At 66.5% G+C, this 19,357-nt stretch carries 18 protein-coding genes; 15 read left to right on the forward strand and 3 right to left on the reverse strand.

Annotated elements, in window-relative coordinates:
- Nucleotides 1-41 precede the first annotated feature (41 nt).
- Nucleotides 42-359 (reverse strand): quaternary ammonium compound efflux SMR transporter SugE, encoded by a 318-nt coding sequence (gene sugE, locus AC6CR5_RS00260; protein WP_006387832.1) that lies wholly within the window; start codon nt 357-359, stop codon nt 42-44.
- Nucleotides 360-626: 267 nt separating this feature from the next.
- Between sugE and panD the strand changes: the two genes are divergently transcribed.
- The 7 genes from panD to AC6CR5_RS00295 all read left to right on the forward strand — a co-directional run bounded on the left by panD (nt 627) and on the right by AC6CR5_RS00295 (nt 8,500).
- The gene (panD, locus tag AC6CR5_RS00265) at nt 627-995 is read left to right on the forward strand and encodes an aspartate 1-decarboxylase (RefSeq protein WP_006393954.1); all 369 of its coding nucleotides are present in this window, start codon (nt 627-629) and stop codon (nt 993-995) included.
- A 75-nt stretch (nt 996-1,070) separates the two neighbouring features.
- A complete protein-coding gene (locus tag AC6CR5_RS00270; RefSeq protein WP_498085146.1) occupies nt 1,071-2,117 on the forward strand; it encodes a CDP-6-deoxy-delta-3,4-glucoseen reductase in 1,047 nt (348 codons plus the stop codon).
- Between the two features lie 194 nt (nt 2,118-2,311).
- Nucleotides 2,312-3,568 carry a D-amino acid dehydrogenase gene (locus tag AC6CR5_RS00275; protein WP_047993426.1) on the forward strand — a complete coding sequence of 419 codons (1,257 nt, stop codon included), beginning with the start codon at nt 2,312-2,314 and terminating at the stop codon, nt 3,566-3,568.
- 4 nt (nt 3,569-3,572) lie between these two features.
- On the forward strand, nt 3,573-4,913 hold the full coding sequence (locus AC6CR5_RS00280; protein ID WP_047993425.1) for an extracellular solute-binding protein: 1,341 nt from the start codon (nt 3,573-3,575) through the stop codon (nt 4,911-4,913).
- Between the two features lie 220 nt (nt 4,914-5,133).
- A complete protein-coding gene (locus AC6CR5_RS00285) occupies nt 5,134-5,586 on the forward strand; it encodes a TrbG/VirB9 family P-type conjugative transfer protein (RefSeq protein ID WP_006387837.1) in 453 nt (150 codons plus the stop codon).
- 33 nt (nt 5,587-5,619) lie between these two features.
- Nucleotides 5,620-8,244, forward strand: coding sequence for an alanine--tRNA ligase (gene alaS / locus AC6CR5_RS00290; RefSeq protein ID WP_054514808.1), 2,625 nt, complete (start codon nt 5,620-5,622; stop codon nt 8,242-8,244).
- Nucleotides 8,231-8,500: a sulfurtransferase TusA family protein gene (locus AC6CR5_RS00295; protein ID WP_026383462.1), complete on the forward strand. Its 270-nt coding sequence runs from the start codon at nt 8,231-8,233 to the stop codon at nt 8,498-8,500. Before alaS ends, AC6CR5_RS00295 begins: the two co-directional genes overlap by 14 nt.
- A 77-nt stretch (nt 8,501-8,577) precedes the next feature.
- Here AC6CR5_RS00295 and AC6CR5_RS00300 read toward each other — a convergent pair whose 3' ends face one another.
- The gene (locus tag AC6CR5_RS00300) at nt 8,578-9,159 is read right to left on the reverse strand and encodes a hypothetical protein (RefSeq protein ID WP_020926920.1); all 582 of its coding nucleotides are present in this window, start codon (nt 9,157-9,159) and stop codon (nt 8,578-8,580) included.
- Between the two features lie 498 nt (nt 9,160-9,657).
- On the opposite strand from AC6CR5_RS00300, the gene rpsP reads away from it, so the two are divergent.
- The 8 genes from rpsP to AC6CR5_RS00340 all read left to right on the forward strand — a co-directional run bounded on the left by rpsP (nt 9,658) and on the right by AC6CR5_RS00340 (nt 16,021).
- Nucleotides 9,658-9,918 carry a 30S ribosomal protein S16 gene (gene rpsP, locus AC6CR5_RS00305; RefSeq protein WP_006387841.1) on the forward strand — a complete coding sequence of 87 codons (261 nt, stop codon included), beginning with the start codon at nt 9,658-9,660 and terminating at the stop codon, nt 9,916-9,918.
- A gap of 67 nt (nt 9,919-9,985) precedes the next feature.
- Nucleotides 9,986-10,606 (forward strand): ribosome maturation factor RimM, encoded by a 621-nt coding sequence (rimM, locus tag AC6CR5_RS00310; protein WP_200221022.1) that lies wholly within the window; start codon nt 9,986-9,988, stop codon nt 10,604-10,606.
- Nucleotides 10,606-11,424, forward strand: a complete 819-nt coding sequence (trmD, locus tag AC6CR5_RS00315; protein WP_200221023.1) for a tRNA (guanosine(37)-N1)-methyltransferase TrmD — start codon at nt 10,606-10,608, stop codon at nt 11,422-11,424. The genes rimM and trmD overlap by 1 nt, the downstream gene beginning before the upstream one ends.
- Before the next feature lie 205 nt (nt 11,425-11,629).
- Entirely contained in the window at nt 11,630-12,307 is a 678-nt protein-coding gene (locus tag AC6CR5_RS00320; RefSeq protein ID WP_006387844.1) for a helix-turn-helix domain-containing protein, read from the forward strand.
- 90 nt (nt 12,308-12,397) lie between these two features.
- On the forward strand, nt 12,398-13,150 hold the full coding sequence (locus tag AC6CR5_RS00325) for an ABC transporter substrate-binding protein (protein ID WP_006387845.1): 753 nt from the start codon (nt 12,398-12,400) through the stop codon (nt 13,148-13,150).
- A 190-nt stretch (nt 13,151-13,340) separates the two neighbouring features.
- Nucleotides 13,341-13,994 (forward strand): amino acid ABC transporter permease, encoded by a 654-nt coding sequence (locus AC6CR5_RS00330; RefSeq protein ID WP_006387846.1) that lies wholly within the window; start codon nt 13,341-13,343, stop codon nt 13,992-13,994.
- Nucleotides 13,991-14,722 (forward strand): amino acid ABC transporter ATP-binding protein, encoded by a 732-nt coding sequence (locus AC6CR5_RS00335; RefSeq protein WP_006387847.1) that lies wholly within the window; start codon nt 13,991-13,993, stop codon nt 14,720-14,722. Before AC6CR5_RS00330 ends, AC6CR5_RS00335 begins: the two co-directional genes overlap by 4 nt.
- 9 nt (nt 14,723-14,731) lie before the next feature.
- Complete coding sequence (locus tag AC6CR5_RS00340; RefSeq protein ID WP_020926924.1) at nt 14,732-16,021, forward strand: NAD(P)/FAD-dependent oxidoreductase; 1,290 nt, start codon at nt 14,732-14,734, stop codon at nt 16,019-16,021.
- A gap of 73 nt (nt 16,022-16,094) precedes the next feature.
- On the opposite strand, the gene AC6CR5_RS00345 is transcribed toward AC6CR5_RS00340, so the two are convergent.
- Nucleotides 16,095-18,989, reverse strand: coding sequence for a valine--tRNA ligase (locus AC6CR5_RS00345; protein ID WP_020926925.1), 2,895 nt, complete (start codon nt 18,987-18,989; stop codon nt 16,095-16,097).
- Nucleotides 18,990-19,357 lie beyond the last annotated feature (368 nt).

Here is a 19,357-nt window from a genome sequence, read left to right on the forward strand (position 1 = left end):
CGCCCCGGCGCGCGGCCGGGGCGGCGGTATCCGGCCGTCGATCAGGCCGACGACAGCTTCAGGCCGATCAGGCCCACGACGATCAACGCCACGCTGGCGATGCGCAGCCAGCTGATGGATTCATCGAACAGGATGATGCCGGCCACGAAGGCGCCGACGGTGCCGATGCCGACCCACACCGCGTAGGCGGTGCCCAGCGGCAGCGTCTTCATGGCCAGCGCCAGCAGCCAGAAGCTGATGAGCATGCCGCCGACGGTGACGAGCGACGGCATCAGGCGCGTGAACCCATGGGTATATTTGAGGCCGACGGCCCAGACGATTTCGAACAGGCCGGCCAGTACAAGGATGATCCAGGTCATGACGACTCCTACTTGAGAGGGGTCGTCCCCGGATTGATGCGCTTGCGGCAATGGCCAATGCCGTCGTTGCCGATGGCAAATGCCGCCATGTCGCGGCCAGCGCAGCAACGGGCCGTCCCGTCGCGGCAAAAATTATAGAATACCGGCTTCCGACGGCAAAACCGGGTGCCGTTCGGCTGCATGCCCGCAGGTGCGCGCCATCCGCGGGTGTTTCACATTCATCGCATCACTTCGCGTTCCGGCACGCGAAACCAGGATATTTCCATCATGCAACGCATCATGCTGCGGGCAAAGCTGCACCGCGTCACGGTCACCGAAGCCGACCTGCACTACGAAGGGTCTTGCGGCATCGACGAAGACCTGCTGGACGCTGCCGGCATGCGCGAGTTCGAACGCATCGAACTCTACAACATCAACAACGGCGAACGCTTCGACACCTACATCATCAAGGCGGCCCGCGGCAGCGGCATCATTTCGCTCAATGGCGCGGCCGCGCGCCGGGCGCAGGTCGGCGACCTGATGATCATCTGCACCTACGGGCCGATGTCCGAAGAGCAATCCGCCACCCACAAGCCGCAGGTCGTGCTGGTGGACGACGCCAACCGCGTCAAGGAAATCCGCAAGTTCCCGGCCTGAGGCCGGGCCGGGCGGCGTGCCGTGGGGTGTGTCCCATGGGCGCCGTCAACCCTGATCCCCCTGATACGTTTCATCATGAGCTTCCAGGTCATCATCCAACCCAGCAAGCATCAATTCCCGGTCGAGCCCGGCCAGACCGTGCTCGACGGCGCCCTGGCCGCGGGCATCGTGCTGCCCTACAGCTGCCGCAACGGCGCCTGCTCCACCTGCAAGGGCAAAGTGGTGTCCGGGGAGTTCGACGCCGGCCAGTACCCCGCGCAGATCCTCTCGCCCGAGGAGCTGGCCGACGGCTACACCCTGTTCTGTCAGGCCCGGCCCGCCTCCGACATGGTGGTCGAGTCCACCGAAGTGCGCCTGGCCAGCGACATCCAGATCCGCAAGCTGCCCTCGCGCGTGCAGACGATGGAAAAGGCGGCGCCGGACGTGACCGTGCTCAAGCTGCAATTGCCCGCCTCGGAGCAATTCCGCTACTACGCCGGCCAGTACATCGAGATCATCCTCAAGGACGGCCGCCGCCGCAGCTATTCCATGGCTGGCGCGCCGCACACCGGCAGCCCGCTGGAACTGCACATCCGTCACCTCCCGGGCGGGGTGTTCACCGACCACGTGTTCGGCGCCGGCGACACGCAGATGAAGGAACGCGAGATCCTGCGGCTGGAAGGGCCGTTCGGTTCGTTCTTCCTGCGCGAAGACAGCGACAAGCCGATCATCCTGCTGGCCAGCGGCACGGGCTTTGCGCCCGTCAAGGCCATCGTCGAGCACATGATCCACAAGAACATCCGCCGTCCGGTCGCGCTGTACTGGGGCGGTCGTCGCCCGCGCGATCTGTACATGGACGCGCTGGCGCAGTCGTGGGCCCGTGACCTGCCGGACTTCCGTTACGTGCCGGTGGTGTCGAACGCGCTCGAGGAAGACGGCTGGAGCGGCCGTGACGGCTTCGTCCACGAGGCCGTGCTGCAGGACATCCCCGACATGTCGGGCCACCAGGTCTACGCCTGCGGCGCGCCGCCGATGGTGGACTCCGCCCGGCGCGAGTTCAGCGCCCAGTGTGGCCTGCCGCCCGAGGAATTCTATGCGGACGCCTTCACGTCCGAGGCCGATCTGGCGAAAGCCGCGACTTGATCGAGATCAGGCCGCGGGCAATGCGAAGGGGAGGGATCCGGCATCGGCGGATTCCTCCCCTTTTTTTGATGGCGGCGGGCGTAGGCGAGGGCGGGGCGCCGGGGTAAACTGCGGTGTCATCTTGGCAGCGGCTTGCCGCGGGGGGCGGACATCGTGTCCGCAGGGCCCGCGGGTACGCAGGGAGCAATGCGGGCATGAAAGTAGCGGTATTGGGTAGCGGCATCATCGGAATCTCCAGCGCCTGGTGGCTGAACCAGGCCGGCCACGACGTCGTGGTCATCGACCGCTGCACCGGACCCGCCCAGGAGACCAGCCTTGCCAACGGCGCGCAGATCTCGGTCTCCTATGCGGAGCCCTGGGCCAATCCGCAGGCGCCCCTGAAGCTGCTCAAATGGATGTTCCAGGACGACGCGCCGCTGTTGTTCCGTCCGCAGCTGGACTTGCGCCAGTGGATGTGGGGCCTGGCCTTCCTGCGCGAATGCCTGCCGGGTCGGCTGGCGCCGAACATCCGCGCCATGGTGCGCATGGCCGAATACAGCCGCGCCACGCTGCGCGGCATGCGCGCCGAGCTGGGCATCGAATACGACCACCTCGAGCGCGGCATCCTGAATTTCTACCGCGATCAACACGAGTTCGAGAACTCGCAGCGCGCCGCCGGCCTGATGCGCGACTTCGGCGTGGAGCGCCGCGTCGTGTCGACGGACGAGGTCATCGCCATCGAACCGGCTCTGGCGCCGCATCGCAACACCATCGTCGGCGGCGACTACACGCCCGAGGACGAGAGCGGCGACGTGCACCTGTTCACCGTCGCGCTGGCCGAGCGCTGCGCGCGCGCCGGCGTCGAATTCCGCTACAGCACCCGCGTCACCCGGCTCATCACCGAAGCCGGCGCGGTCAGCGGCGTCGAACTGATCGAACCCGATGGCCGCTACGGCACCCTGGCCGCCGACGCCTACGTGGTGGCCATGGGCAGTTTCAGCCCGTCGCTGCTGCGCCCGCTCGGCATTCCGTGCAATGTCTATCCGGCCAAGGGCTATTCGGCGACCTTCCCGGTCCTGAACCCCGGTGGCGCGCCCACGGTCAGCCTGACCGACAGCAGCCACAAGGTGGTGTTCTCGCGCCTGGGCGACCGCCTGCGCATGGCCGGCACCGCCGAGCTGTCCGGCTATTCGCGCGGCCTGAACACCGGCCGCTGCGAAGCCATGACGCGGCTCGCCCGCGAACTCTTTCCCGACGCGCTCGATTTCGAGCGCGTCAGTTATTGGTCGGGCCTGCGCCCGTCCACTCCCTCGAACGTGCCCATCATCGGCCGCAGCCGCATTCCCAATTTGTATATCAATACCGGACACGGTACTCTCGGCTGGACGATGGGCGTCGGCTCGGGCCGGGCACTGGCCGACCTGCTGAGCGGACGTCGTCCAGAACCGGAATTCCCTTTTCTTGGTCTATGAACCTATGAAGAAATTGCAATTGGCGGGCATTGCCCGCGCGATGTTCGCCAGCCGGCGCACATGGGTCTTTGGCGCCGCCATGGCGGTCGCTGGCGCGGTCCACGCCGCACCCGTCGAAATCCAGGTCTGGCACACGCTGCCGGACGCCAACAAGGCCGAGTTCGAGAAACTGGCCAAGCAGTACAACAAGGAACAGGACCAGGTCAAAGTGACCCTGCGCGCCTTCGCCTCGCAGGCGCAGCTGCAGCAGGAAGCCACCGCCGCGGTCAAGGCCAAGAAGGCCCCCAACCTGGTGCAGCTGAACGACAACCACTCGCCGGAAGTGGTGGCCGAGCACAAGGCCATCCTGCCGATGTACGACCTGCTGGCCAAGTATCCGGTCAAGGACCTGAACTGGTTCGTGCCTGCCACCAGCAGCTTCGTGCGCGACGGCAAGGGCCGCCTGCTGGCGTTCCCCTGGATGGCCGAAGTGCCGGTGATGTTCTACAACACCGCCGCCTACAAGAAGGCCGGCCTCGATCCCAACAAGCCCGCCCGCACCTGGACCGCCCTGCAGGGCGAGCTGCTCAAGCTGCGCGACGTGGCTGACCTCGACTGTCCCTATGCCTCCAGCGACCAGGTCACGGTCCACCTGGAAAACCTGGCGCCGGTGAACAACCAGCAATACACCAGCAACAACAACGGGCTGGACGCGGTCACCAAAAAGAGCGCGGCGCCGGCGATGCAGTTCGACACGCTCTACATGCGCCACATTTCGCTGATGGTCAGCTGGAAGCGTTCGCTGCTGTTCATGGCGCACACCGCCGACAACAGCGCCGACAAGCTGTTCGCCAAGGGCGAGTGCGCCGTGCTGACCGGCACCTCGGGTTCGTTCGGCCAGTTCCTGAACACCAAGTCGCTGGCGTTCGGCGTGGCCCCGCTGCCTTACTACGACCAGGTCACCCAGAACGGCGGCCAACCGTTCGTGAGCGGTTCGGCGCTGTGGGCGCTGGAAGGCCGTCCCAAGGACGAGGAAAAGGCCACGGCGCAATTCCTGGCCTGGCTGTCCAAGCCCGTCATCGCGGCCGAATGGCACCAGCGCACCGGCTACCTGCCGCTGACCGAGGCGGCCTTCCGCGCCTCCGACGTGTCGTTCTACAAGAGCATTCCCGGCGCCCAGGCGGTGGTGGCTTCCATGAGCAACCGCCCGGTCGCCAATAGCCGCGGCTTCCGCATGGCCAACTACGATCGCATCGAGCCGGTATTCAACCAGCAGCTCAACGATGCGCTGGAAGGCAAGACGCCGCCGGTGGCGGCCCTGAACAACGCCGCCAGCCAGGCGCGCAGCATCGCCACGCAGCGCTGAGGCCGCGCCAGCCGGCCCGGCGCCCGCGCGCCGTCCGGCAGCGCCCGCAAGCCCGGTTTTCGAACCGGGCTTTTTTCTTGCCCGCGTCCTTGCCGCGTCGGGAGGAGGGCGATTCGATCCATGCGTACATGCCGGTCTGCCTTTCCGGCCCGCAGGGGTTCACCATGCCCGGCGTGGTGCGATCCGATCCCGGGTCGCCGTTCCTGGGATGGTGGGGCACATGGTACGAATCCTCTTTCTCGCCGGCGCGCTGTCGAGCCTGGCCGGTTGCGCATGGACGCCCGGCGCGGCGCCGATGGCAGGGGCTGGTTGGCGGGCATCCGGCGTCGCCGCGCCGGGGTTCCGATTCGATTGGCAGTTGTCCGGCGATCCCGCAGTCGCGCCGATGCAGGTGTTCGACGATGGCCGGGAGACCTGGCTGCAGTTCGCGCCGGGCCAGGCGATACCCGCCATCTTCGGCGTGGACGCCGATGGCGAGCGGGTCGTTCCCTACGTGCGCCGCGATCCCTACGTGGTACTGGCCGGCAACTGGGATAGCTTGTGGTTTCGTGGCGGCAGGCTGCTTGCCCGGGCGCGGCGCGCCCCGGCAGGGGGGCTCGATCAAGGCGCGGCGGATGGCGATGCGCCGGCCGGGATGTCCCCCAGGGTGCAAGGCGCCGACAACCCTCTATAATCAACGATTCGCCTAAATCCTGCTTCATCCACGATGAAATCCTCCGAGATTCGCCAGCAGTTCCTGCAATTCTTCAAGTCCAAGGGACACACCATCGTTCCTTCGTCGTCGCTCGTGCCAGGCAACGATCCGACCCTGCTTTTCACCAATTCGGGCATGGTCCAGTTCAAGGACGTCTTCACGGGCAAGGAATCGCGGTCGTACACGCGTGCCACGTCGTCGCAGCGCAGCGTGCGCGCCGGCGGCAAGCACAACGACCTGGAGAACGTGGGCTACACCGCCCGCCACCATACGTTCTTCGAAATGCTGGGCAATTTCAGCTTCGGCGATTACTTCAAGCGCGATGCCATCCAGTACGCCTGGGAACTGCTGACGCAGGTCTACAAGCTGCCGGCCGAGAAGCTCTGGGTCACCGTCTACCAGGAAGACGACGAGGCCTATGACATCTGGGCCAAGGAAGTCGGCGTGCCGGCCGAGCGCATCATCCGCATCGGCGACAACAAGGGCGCGCGCTACGCGTCGGACAACTTCTGGCAGATGGCCGACACTGGCCCCTGCGGCCCGTGCTCGGAAATCTTCTACGACCACGGCCCCGAGATCTGGGGCGGCCCCCCGGGATCGCCCGAGGAAGACGGCGACCGCTACATCGAGATCTGGAACCTGGTGTTCATGCAGTTCGAGCGCGACGCCGCCGGCAACATGCCGCGCCTGCCGCGTCCCTGTGTCGATACCGGCATGGGCCTGGAGCGCATCGCGGCCGTGCTGCAGCACGTCCACTCCAATTACGAAATCGACCTGTTCCAGAACCTGATCGCCGCCGCCGCGCGCGAAACCGGCGTCAAGGACCTGGAAAACAATTCCCTCAAGGTCATTGCCGACCACATCCGCGCCTGCTCGTTCTTGATCGTCGACGGCGTCATTCCCAGCAACGAAGGCCGCGGCTACGTGCTGCGCCGCATCGTCCGCCGCGCGCTGCGCCATGGCTACAAGCTGGGCCAGACCAAGCCGTTTTTCCACCGCCTGGTGCCCGACCTGGTCGCCGAGATGGGCGAAGCCTATCCCGAACTGGCCGCCACCGCCGAGCGCGTGGCGCAGGTGCTCAAGCAGGAAGAAGAACGCTTCGGCGAAACGCTGGAACACGGCATGCGCATCCTCGACGGCGCGCTGGCCAACGTGCCCAAGGGCGGCCAGCTGGACGGCACCACGCTGTTCACGCTGTACGACACCTACGGCTTCCCCGTGGACCTGACCGCCGACATCTGCCGCGAACGTGAAGTCGACGTCGACATGGCCGGCTTCGAGGTCGCCATGGAACGCCAGCGCGACCAGGCCCGCGCCGCCGGCAAGTTCAAGATGGCCGAGGGCCTGAGCTACGAAGGCGCGGAAACGCGCTTCGAGGGCTACGAAAAGCTCGAACTCGACAACGTCAAGGTCACGGCCCTGTATGTCGACGGCACCCAGGTGCAACAGGTCCAGGCCGGCCAGAGCGCCGTGGTGGTGCTGGACGCCACCCCGTTCTACGCCGAGTCCGGCGGCCAGGTCGGCGACACCGGCCTGCTCGAAGCCGCCGGCGTGCGCTTCGCCGTGGGCGATACGCTCAAGATCCAGTCCGGCGTGTTCGGCCATCACGGCACGCTGGAAGAGGGCAAGCTGGCGGTCGGCGACACCCTGCTGGCGCGCGTGGACGCGGTGCGCCGCGCCCGCACCGTGCGCAACCACTCCGCCACCCACCTGATGCACAAGGCCCTGCGCCAGGTGCTGGGCGCGCACGTGCAGCAGCGCGGCTCGCTGGTCGACCCCGACAAGACCCGTTTCGACTTCGCCCAGGACGCGCCCCTGACGGCCGAGCAGATCGCCCGCGTCGAGGCCATCGTCAACGCCGAAATCCTCGCCAACCAGCCCACCGTGGCCCAGGTCATGGCCTACGATGACGCCGTCAAGGGCGGCGCCATGGCGCTGTTCGGCGAAAAGTACGGCGACACCGTGCGCGTGCTCGACATCGGCTTCTCGCGCGAACTGTGCGGCGGCACCCACGTCGGCCGCACCGGCGACATCGGCCTGTTCAAGATCGTCTCCGAAGGCGGCGTGGCCGCCGGCGTGCGCCGTATCGAGGCCATCACGGGCGACAACGCCCTGGCCTGGGTACAGAACCAGAGCGCCTTGCTGGCCCAGGTGGCCGGCATGCTGCGCAGCACGCCCGCCGACCTGCCCGCCCGCATCTCGCAGGTGCAGGACCAGGTCAAGCAGCTTGAAAAAGACCTGGAACAATCGCGCAGCAAACTCGCCGCCAGCGCCGGCAACGACCTGGCCAGCTCCGCGGCCGTCGAGGTCAAGGGCATCAAGCTGCTGGCCGCCAGCATCGGCGATGTCGATCCCAAGGCCCTGCGCGGCATGGTCGACAACCTGAAGGACCGCCTCAAGCCCGCCGTGGTGCTGCTGGCCACCGGCTCGGCCGATGGCAAGATCAGCGTCGTCGGCGGCGTCACGGCCGACCTGACCAACCGCATCAAGGCCGGCGACCTGGTGGGCTTCGTCGCCAGCCAGGTGGGCGGCAAGGGCGGCGGCCGTCCGGACATGGCCATGGGTGGCGGCACCGACATCGCGGCCTTGCCCGCCGCGATCGCCAGCGTGCAGAAGTGGGTCGATGAGCGCCTCTGACATGGACAACGCGTCCGGCGCGCCAGCGCCGTCCTTCGACCAGGAAGTGGATGCCAGCGGCCTGACCTGCCCCTTGCCCATCCTGCGCGCCAAGAAAGCCCTCGCGCAGATGGAAAGCGGACAGGTGCTGCGCGTCGTCACCACCGACCGCAACGCCATCCGCGACTTCCAGGCATTCTCGCGCCAGACCGGCAATGTGCTGGTCGCGCAGCATGAGGCGGACGGCCGCGGCGTGCATTTCCTGCGCCGCCGCTAGCCACGCAGCTGCTGCGCGACTCATAAAAAAGGCCAGCCTCTCCCCGGGCTGGCCTTTTTGTTGGCGATCGCCGCGCCTTATTTGTGGATCGCCGCCGCCACCGCTTGCGTGATGGTGAAGTCCACCAGGTCGCCTTCCTTGAGCTGCGCCAGCCGGGCCTGCAGAGCGGGATCCTGCACCTGGATCGTGCGCAGGCCGCCTTGCGGACCCTTCAGTGTGACGAGGTTGGCGCTCTTGTTGATGTGCCAGATTTCCGCGGTGATGGTGGTCTGCCGGCCCATCGCGCCACCCGGCTTGGCGCCCTTGGCGCTGCGCGTGGCGGCGGTCTCGGTGACCACCTCCGGCGCGCCGGAGCCTGCCCGGCGCACGTCGATGGCGACCGACTCGTAATAGTCCAGCGTAAGCGAATCGCCCGGTTTGATTTGCTTGAAGTTGCGCACGTTCGGCCCGGCCTGCACATCCACTACATTGCCATTGGCGCCCTGCAGGGTGATGGTGCGGCTGGCGGGGTCGACCGCCGTGACCTTGCCGGTGACGGTGGTGAGCGCCGCGCCGACCACCCGGGCCTGGGCCGCCATCGGCAGCGCCAGCAGGCCCGCCAGCAAACCTGTGGCCGCCAGGCGCGCGACAGGGGTGAAGACAGTTTTACGGTTCTTCATGGTGTTGCACCCTCCGGTAGAGGAAGTTTGGGGAAAACGCTGGGGAGAAATGGGGCGCGATCAGCCGCTGCGAAACCGCGGACGTTTGCGCGGGCGCAGGGGGCGCGAGGGCGGAGAAGGGCGGCGCCGTTGCGGCGCGGCAGGGGGAGGCGGGCTTGCGGATGTGGCGCAGGATGACATTCCGATCTCTCCAATCGGGGAAATGCTTCACACGCACTTGCAAAGGGCGCCGTTCCGGCAGGGCATTCCGGGTGGAAACCCCGCCAGGCCACTTTCGTGCGCCCTCACGCAGCACAGCGGCCCGTGACGGGCTACACTCTGTCTGCGGCGGGCTCCGGCCCGTATTTTGATTTTGTAGAATACCGTATGTGGTGCATATGTGGTGTTTTCGCGTATGAATCGCGCCGCGACTTCCGAGATTCAGCACGGGCATTTGCCAGCTGGCTTGTTTAAGTGCTAGAATTTCCCGTTTTTCACAACTAATTCAAGGGATTACCTATGGTGGTGATTCGCCTGGCCCGCGGTGGGTCCAAGAAGCGTCCGTTCTACAACCTGGTGGCCACCGATTCGCGTAACCGTCGCGACGGCCGTTTCATCGAGCGCGTGGGTTTCTACAACCCCGTCGGCAATGAAGGCGCCGAAAACCTGCGCATCGCGCTGGATCGCGTGCAGCACTGGACCAGCAACGGCGCCCAGCTGTCGCCGGCCGTCGAGCGTCTGGTCAAGGACTACTCGGCCAAGGTTTCCGCCGCGGCTTGATGCCCGCGTCGTACGCCTGAACCCTGCTAGTTTCCAGCTACGCTGTACGAAACCGATAGCCCGATACATGTCTGATGCCGCACATTCCAACGCGGCGCCTGCGGACTTGATCGAGCTGGGTCGCATCAGTGCGGCCTACGGTGTGAAAGGCTGGGTCAAGGTGCAGCCGCATTCGGCCAATGCCGAAGTGCTGCTCTCAGCTTCTCAATGGTGGTTGACTCGCCCTGTGCCTGAATCGGCGCGGGGCGCTGTCGCGTCTGCGCCTGTCGCATACAAGGTCGTGCAAGTCCGTTCGCAGGGCGCCACCGTGGTGGCCCAGCTGGCGGGCATCGCCGACCGCGACCAGGCCGAAGCGCTGCGCGGTTTTTCCGTGCAGGCGCCGCGGGGCTCCTTCCCCGCGCCCGAAGAAGACGAATACTACTGGGTCGATCTCATTGGTTGTTCGCTGTACACCACGGCGGATGGCGAGGCTGCGCTCATTGGCGTGGTCGATGAAGTCTTTGACAACGGCGCCCACGCCGTCTTGAAAGTCTTGCGCCAGCAGGCCGGGGCCAATGGCCCCGAACCTGTCCTGACCTCCAAGGGAAAGCCCGCCGAAATGCTCGTTCCGTTCGTGCGCGCGCATATCCATGCCGTCGATCTGGCCGCGCGCCGCATCGACAGCGACTGGCCCGCGGATCTTCTCTGATGCGCATTGACGTCGTGACGCTCTTTCCCGAAATGTTCGGGGTGGTGCGTGACCTGGGCGTCACCGGCCGGGCCCACGCCCAGGGCCGGTGGGCCCTGCATGCGTGGAATCCGCGCGATTTCACCAATGACCCTCACCGTACCGTGGACGACCGCCCCTATGGCGGCGGCCCCGGCATGGTGATGATGGCGGCCCCGCTGGAGGCCGCCGTCAATGCCGCCCAGGCGGCGCGCGCGGCCCAAGGCCTGGGGCCGGCCCCGGTGGCGCTGCTCGCGCCCGTGGGCAAGCGCTACGACCAGGCCGGCGCCGAGGCGCTGGCCGCCAGCGACGGCCTGATCCTGATCTGTGGTCGCTACGAAGGCGTCGACCAGCGTTTCATCGAGCGCTGTGTCACGCATGAAATCTCGCTGGGCGACTTTGTGTTGTCCGGCGGGGAAATCGCCGCGCTCGCCGTCATCGACGCCGCGGTGCGCCTGTTGCCGGGCGTGCTGAACGACGGCGACTCCGCGTTGCAGGACTCCTTCAACGACACGCTGTCCGGCCTGCTGGACAGCCCGCATTACACGCGCCCCGAAGTCTACGAGGGCGCGCCCGTGCCGGCGCCGCTGCTCAGCGGCCACCATGCCAACATCTCGCGCTGGCGCCGGGAGCGCTCGCTGGCGCTGACCGCTGCGCGTCGCCCCGAGCTGATCGAGTCGGCCCGCGCCCAGGGATGGCTGTCGCTGGCCGACGAACGCTTCCTGGCCGAGCTGGCCGGCGAGCCGTTGCCGCCGCTTCTCGCCAAGCGCCGCCGCGGCGCCAAGCCCAAGGCTTCCTGAGCCGGCGCAGGCATCTCCGGGGCCCGTGGCAGGACGTACCCTCCGCCGGTTCCGGCGGGGCGCATCTCTCTGCCGTTCTTCGGCAGGTTTCCTCCGCAAGCTTTTTCCCTTTTTCCAAGACTGGATCGGCCTAGGGATGCTCCTAGGTTGTAGCGGCCCGCCTCGCTCCTTAGTATTGAAAATTACATAAAAATGAAATTTTCATATGAGTCGATCCTCATCTTCCGCTGCGCATGACGATGCGGCGCTGTCCAAGCCGGCGCTGGCGCCGGGGCGGCCCGAATCGGCCGTCGACATGTGGCTGGGCCAGCAGCTGCGCCAACTGCGCAAGCAGCACGGCCGCTCGCTGGCGGACGTGGCGCAGGCCTGCGGCATGTCGCTGGGCCTGCTCAGCCAGATCGAGCGCGGCCTGAGCTCGGCCTCGGTCAAGACCCTGCATCAGTTGGCGCGCGAGTTCGGCGTCTCGGTCAATACGCTGCTGCGCAATGCCGAACACACCGAAGGCGAGGATGGCGGGCGCGTGGCCCGCGCCGGCACGCACCGCTACATCGACTTGCGCGAGAAGGGCATCGTCAAGGAGATGTACACGCCGCCGGCCTGCCGCAGCATGGATCTGTGCCGCGCCACCATCGAGCCGGGCGGCTCGACCGGCAACGAGCTGTTCGTGACCGGGCAGGGCGAGCAGATCGGCGTGGTGCTCAAGGGGGCGCTGGAGTTGTGGGTGGGCGACCGGGTCGTGCTGCTCAAGGAGGGCGACAGCTTCTGTTATGCCAGCAGCACGCCGCGTCGCTGGCGCAATCCCGGGTCGCAGGTGACCGAGGTCATCTGGGCCATCTCGAATATCAATCAAGCCGCGGGGGATGGGACGCAACCGCCGCCCTGAGCGCGCGGGCAGTGAATCGGCGCGATGACACTGGGGATCATCCGCCTTCCGGGCGCTGCCCGGAACTCTTTGCCAAGATGAGGAAATGTCATGAAATTCAAGACTCTGGTTGTCTCTGTATTCGCAGCATTGTCCACGGCCACGGCCGCGCAGGCCCAGACGGTATTGAAGGTGGGGTCCACGCCCACCGGCAGTCCGTTCACCTTTCTCGACACCAAGACCAACTCCATCGAGGGGGTGATGGTCGATATCGTGAAAGCGGTCGGCAAGGAGGCCGGCTTCGAGGTCCAGATCGAGCCCATGGCGTTTTCCGCCCTGATCGGTTCGCTGACCTCCAAGCGCATCGACATCGTCTCGGCGGCCATGTTCATCACGCCGCAACGCCAGCAGGTGGTGAGCTTTTCCGAGCCGGTCTATCGCTACGGCGAGGGCCTGATGGTGCCCAAGAGCGATAACAAGGAATACAAGTCCTTTGCCGACATGAAGGGCATGACGGTCGGCGTGCAGGTGGGCACCGCCTTCGTCGAGCCGATCCAGAAGAGCGGCGTGTTCAAGGAAGTGAAGCTCTACGACAATCCGCCGGACATGATGCGCGACGCCAACGCTGGCCGCATCCAGGGCGGTTTCATGGACTATCCCATCGCCGCCTACATCCTGACCCAGGGCAACTATCCCAACCTGAAGATGGCGCAGTCCTACCAGCCCACCGTCATGGGCAGCCTGGGGCTGGCCACGCGCAAGGACGACACCGCCTTGCTCGAACGTATCAACAAGGCATTGGCCAAGCTCAAGGCCGATGGCGCCATCGACCGGATCCTGAAGAAGTGGGGGCTGGGCGGCTGATGTCGCGGGTTGGCGCGCATCCCGGAGAGGCCGCCAATCGGCCTTGGGGAACGCGCCTGACGGAACACCCGCGCGCATCGCGGCGGGTCCGCGCAGGGACGGCAGCGGCTCGCCCAGCGTCCCGCTACGGGCCCGCGGCGAGCGCGGGTTTTTCTCGTGTCAACCGGTCCTGGTCGGGATGGATGGAGTCATGACGGAATTCTTCAAGGACGCGGCAGAGTACCTGCCGATATTGCTGGAGGGCGCCAAGCTCACCATCCTGGTGACGCTGGGCTCCCTGGTGCTGTCCACCCTGCTGGGGCTGGTGTGGGCGCTGATGCGGGTGTCGGGCAACAAATACCTGTCCAGGTTCAGCGCGGGCGTGATCAACCTGCTGCGCGGCATCCCGATCATCGTGCTGCTGTTCTACATCTACTTCGTGATGCCGGACATGGGCATCGCGCTGACGGCGGTGCAGGCCGCCATCATCGGCCTGGGCATCGCCTACTCGGCCTACCAGGCCGAGAACTTCCGCGCCGGCATCGAGGCCATCGACCGCGGCCAGATCGAGGCGGCCATGGCGATGGGCATGAGCTGGAGCATGACCATGCGGCGCGTGGTGCTGCCCCAGGCCGTCAAGATCGTGCTGCCGCCCTACGGCAACATCATGATCATGATGCTCAAGGACTCGTCGCAGGCGTCCACCATCACGGTGGCCGAGCTTGCCCTGCAGGGCAAGCTGATCGCGGTGTCGACCTTCAAGAACGCAACCGTGTTCTCGCTGGTGGCGCTGATGTACCTGGTGATGTGCGTACCGCTGATCCTGCTGGTGCGGCATCTGGAAAAGAGGAGTGCCGCCAAATGATCGAACTCAAGGGTGTGCGCAAGAGCTTCGGGTCGCTGGAGGTGCTCAAGGGCATCGACGCCGAGGTCAGCAAGGGCGAGGTGGTGTGCGTGATCGGGCCATCCGGTTCGGGCAAGTCCACCATCCTGCGCTGCATCAATGGGCTGGAGCGCTACAACGCCGGCCGCATCACCGTGGATGGCGAACTGGTGGATTGCGATGCGCCGTCCATCGTCTCCATCCGCACGCAGGTGGCGATGGTGTTCCAGCGCTTCAACCTGTTTCCCCATCGCACCGCGCTGGAAAACGTGGTGGAAGGACCGATCTACGTAAAGGGCGAGCCGCGCGCGCAGGCTTTGGCGCGTGGCCGGGAATTGCTGGCCAGCGTCGGCCTGGCCGACAAGGCCGACGCCCATCCGCCGCAACTGTCCGGCGGCCAGCAGCAGCGCGTGGCGATCGCGCGGGCGCTGGCCATGCAGCCCAAGGCGATCCTGTTCGACGAACCGACCTCGGCGCTCGATCCCGAGCTGGTCGGCGACGTGCTGGGCGTGATGCGCAAGCTGGCCGAGGCCGGCATGACCATGGTCGTCGTGACGCACGAGATGAGCTTCGCGCGCGAGGTCGCCGATCGCGTCATGTTCTTTGACGGCGGCGTGATGGTGGAGCAGGGCGCCGCCCGTGAAGTGCTGAATCACCCGCAGCACCCGCGCACGCAGGATTTCCTGCGCCGCGTGCTGCATCCCATGTGAGGAACCATCATGTCGCAGACGCCGTTTCCGCTTTCCCCGTCGCTCTGGGCCGCCACCGCGCCGCCGCCGCCGGACACACAGCCGCTGGCGCAGTCCGCGCAGGCTGACGTGCTGGTGGTGGGTGGTGGTTACGCCGGCCTTAGTACAGCGCTGCACCTGGCCGAGCAGGGCGTGCGCGTGGTGTTGCTGGAGGCGCGCGAGATCGGTTTTGGCGGCTCGGGGCGCAACGGCGGACAGGTCATTCCCGGCCTGAAATACGATCCTGACGCGCTGATCGCGATGTTCGGCGGCGAGCGCGGTGAGCGCCTCGTGCGCTTCGCCGGCGCCACCGCCGATTCGGTCTTCAACCTGATCGAGCGGCACGCGATGGACGTGCCGCACGTGCGCAATGGCTGGATCCAGGGCGCGCACAACTCCGCGGCGCTGGAGCTGGCGCACGCCCGCGCCGCGCAATGGGCGCGCCATGGCGCCGACGCGCAACCGCTGGACAAGGCGCAGGTGGCTCGCCTGATCGGCACCGATCGCTACCTGGGCGGCTGGGTCGACCGGCGCGCGGGCGCGGTGCAGCCGCTGAGCTATGCGCGCGGGCTGGCGCGCGCCGCCTTGAACGCCGGCGCCGTGATCCATACCGACACGCCCGTTACCGGGTTCAAGCGCGACGGCGGCAAGTGGACCGCCACCACCGCTGGTGGCCCCAGCGTGACCGCCGACCGGGTGGTGATGTGCACCAATGCCTACGGCGCCGACCTGCTGCCCGGCCTGAAACCCTCCATCATCGACGCCAATACCTTCCAGGTGGCCACCACGCCCTTGCCGGAGCGGCTGCGCGCGGGCATCTTTCCGGAAGGCCACGTCACGTCCGATACCCGCAACCTGCTGCTGTATTTCCGTCTCGATCACCAGGGGCGGCTGCTGATGGGCGGGCGCGGTCCCTTCCGCGAGCCCAAGGGGCCGCAGGACTGGGCCCACCTGGAGCGGGTGATGGTGAAGATGTTCCCGCAGGTGGCGGGCACGCCGTTCGAGTACCGCTGGTGCGGCCGCGTGGCCATCACCCGCGACTACCTGCCGCACCTGCACGAGCCGCAGCCCGGTCTGTTGGTGGATATCGGCTGCCAGGGGCGCGGCGTGGGCCTGCAGACCAGCATGGGCCGCGCCATGGCGCAGTACCTCGTCAGCGGCGACGCCAAGGCGCTGCCGGTGCCGCTGTCGCCGGTGAAGCCGTTCCCGCTGTATGGTTTGCGTCGCCTGTACGTCAACGCGGTGGTCACATGGTATCGCATGACCGACGGCGGGGTGTAGGCAGGCAGGATCGCGCAGGCGAAAAAAAGCCCCGGACGCCGTCCGGGGCTTTGCATGGGCGCCAGCCAGGCGATCAGTTGCCCAGCTTGCCGCGCTGCTCACGCACCTTTTGCAGCGTCTCGCCGAATTGCGCCATGCGGGCTTTTTCCTGCTCGACCACGGCGGCCGGGGCGCGCTCGACGAAGCTGGCGTTGGACAGTTTGCCGTTGGCCTTGGCGATCTCGCCTTCCAGGCGGGCGATTTCCTTGTCCAGGCGCACGCGCTCGGCCGCCACGTCGATCTCGACGTGCAGCATCAGGCGGCTCGCGCCCACCACCTGCACCGGCGCGCCGGCGTCGGGCAGGGTGTCCAGCACGTCGACCTGGCTGAGCTTGGCCAGCGCGGCCAGGTAGGGGGCGTTACGCGTCAGCGTGGGCGCATCGCCCTGGGCGCACAGCGGCACCTTCTGGGCCGGTGACAGGTTCATCTCGCCGCGCAGCGCGCGCACGGCCTCGACCTGGGCCTTCAATTCAGCGACGTCGGCTTCGGCAGCGGTGTCCACGGCGGCCGGGTTGGCCTGCGGGTACGGCTGCACGCTGACGCTGTCGGCCACGCCCTGCTTGCGCTTGCCGGCCACCACCGAGACCTTCTGCCACAGTTCTTCCGTGATGAACGGAATGATCGGGTGGGCCAGGCGCAGCACGCCCTCCAGCACGCGGATCAGCGTGCGGCGCGTGCCCAGCTGCTGGGCCGGCGTGCCGGTCTGGATCTGCACCTTGGCCAGTTCCAGATACCAGTCGCAGTATTCGTCCCAGACGTAGCGGTACAGCGCGTTGGCCACGTTGTCGAAGCGGTAGTCGGCGAAGCCGCGCGCCACGTCGGCTTCCAGCGCCTGCAGCTGGCTGACGATCCAGCGATCGACGAAGGAGGTTTCGCCCGCGTCCGCACCGGTCAGGTCGTGGCCTTCGGTGTTCATCAGCACGAAACGGGTGGCGTTCCAGAGCTTGTTGCAGAAGTTGCGGTAGCCCTCGCAGCGTTTCAGGTCGAAGTTGATGTTGCGGCCCAGGGTCGCGTAGGCGGCCATGGTGAAGCGCAGCGCGTCGGCGCCGAAGGCGGGGATGCCGTCCGGATACTGGCGGCGCGTGGCCTTCTCGATGGCGCCGGCCTGCTTGGGGTTCATCAGGCCGTAGGTGCGCTTGGCCACCAGGCCATCCAGGTCGATGCCGTCGATCAGGTCGATCGGATCGAGCGTGTTGCCCTTGGACTTGCTCATCTTCTGGCCGTCGGCGTCGCGGATCAGGCCATGCATGTAGACGTGCTTGAACGGGATCTTGCCGGTCAGGTGCGTGGTCAGCATGACCATGCGCGCGACCCAGAAGAAGATGATGTCGAAGCCGGTCACCAGCACGCTGGACGGCAGGTAGCGTTCCAGGTCGGGCGTCTGGTCGGGCCAGCCGAGGGTCGTGAAGGGCGCCAGGCCCGAGGAGAACCAGGTGTCGAGCACGTCCGGATCGCGCTTGAGCTCGCCGGTGACGCCGGCGGCGCGGGCCTGCTGGATGGCTTCGGCTTCGTCGTGGGCGACGAACACCTGGCCGTCTTCCGCGTACCAGGCGGGAATCTGGTGGCCCCACCACAGCTGGCGCGAAATGCACCAATCCTGGATGTTGTTGAGCCACTGGTTGTAGATGGTGGTCCAGTTGTCCGGGTAGAACTGGATGCGGCCGTCGGCCACGACTTCCAGCGCCACTTCGGTGATGCTCTTGCCCGGGTTGAGCGTGCCCTCGGGGGCCGGCTTGCTCATGGCGACGAACCACTGGTCGGTCAGCATGGGCTCGAGCACGACGCCGGTGCGGTCGCCCTTGGGCTGCATCATCTTGTGCGGCTCGACCTTGACCAGGTAGCCCTCGGCTTCCAACTGGGCGACCACGGCCTTGCGGGCCTCGTAGCGCTCCATGCCCTGGAACTGCTTGGGACCGTTCTCGTTGATGTGCGCGTCGAGCGTGAAGATCACGATCAGCGGCAGGTCGTGGCGCATCGCGCAGGCGTAGTCGTTGAAGTCGTGCGCGCCGGTGATCTTGACGCAACCGGTGCCGAATTCAGGGTCGACGAAGTCATCCGCGATGATGGGGATGTTGCGGTCGCACAGCGGCAGCTCGACTTCCTTGCCGACCAGGTGCTTGTAGCGCGGGTCTTCGGGGTGCACGCACAGCGCGCCGTCGGCCAGCATGGTCTCGGGACGGGTGGTGGCGATGGTCATGCCGCGCAGGGTGACCGTCTGGCCGTCCTTGTCGACGATGGTCTGCGGACCGTCGACGAAGGGGTAGAGGATGTGCCACATGTGGCCATCGGTCTCTTCCGACAGGACTTCCAGGTCGGACACGGCCGTCAGCAGCTTGGGGTCCCAGTTGACCAGGCGCTTGCCGCGGTAGATCAGGCCCTGTTTGTGCAGGCGCACGAAGGTTTCCACCACGCCGCGCGACATGCGTTCGTCCATGGTGAAGTATTCGCGCGGCCAGTCGGCGGAGGCGCCCAGCCGGCGCACCTGGCCGGTGATGGTGCTGCCCGATTTTTCCTTCCATTCCCACACTTTCTCGAGGAATTTCTCGCGGCCGAGGTCGTGGCGCGAAACCTTCTGGGCGTCGAGCTGTCTTTCAACCACGATCTGCGTGGCGATACCGGCGTGGTCCGTCCCCGGAATGAAGACGGTGTCGTCGCCCAGCATGCGGTGGTAGCGGATCAGGCCATCCATGATGGTCTGGTTGAACGCGTGGCCCATGTGCAGCGTGCCCGTCACATTGGGCGGCGGGAACTGGATGACGTAGGGTTGCGCTTCCGTCCCTGTTTTTACGTGCGACCCGGCGGCGAAGTAGCCGCGCTTGTCCCACTCGGCGTACCAGCGGGATTCGAGTTCGGCGGGTTCGAAGCTCTTGGAGAGTTCCGGGGAGTCGGTCGCGGCGGGCGCGGCGTTCGGGGGAGCGGCTTGAGTCATTACAGGGTTCCGGCAGACAGGGCGCCCGGTCGATGGAAACGGGCAAGCAAACCGCTCATTTTAAGATGTAATGCGGTCGTATCGGCGTGTTAGAATACCGGGTTACTGTAAACCTTTTAGAAGTCCCTGAATTCATTGAGGTTTCGCCAAAAGTTCATTGAAAAAACGCTGAGGATTTCAGCACAATGGACCGAGCGAACATTCAATGCGGGATAACTCCGAAGGGTAGGCAGTGTCGAATCCCCGCCTTGGCACAGGCGGCCGGGACGGCCCGGAACACGCTGTCGTGACACAGCGGGTCCGAGTCGCTTGCGCGCCCATGGCGCGCTGCCGCTTGAAGGGTGACACCGACAAGCGCAGGCCACGCC

Source organism: Achromobacter sp. EG18 (assembly GCF_059759395.1).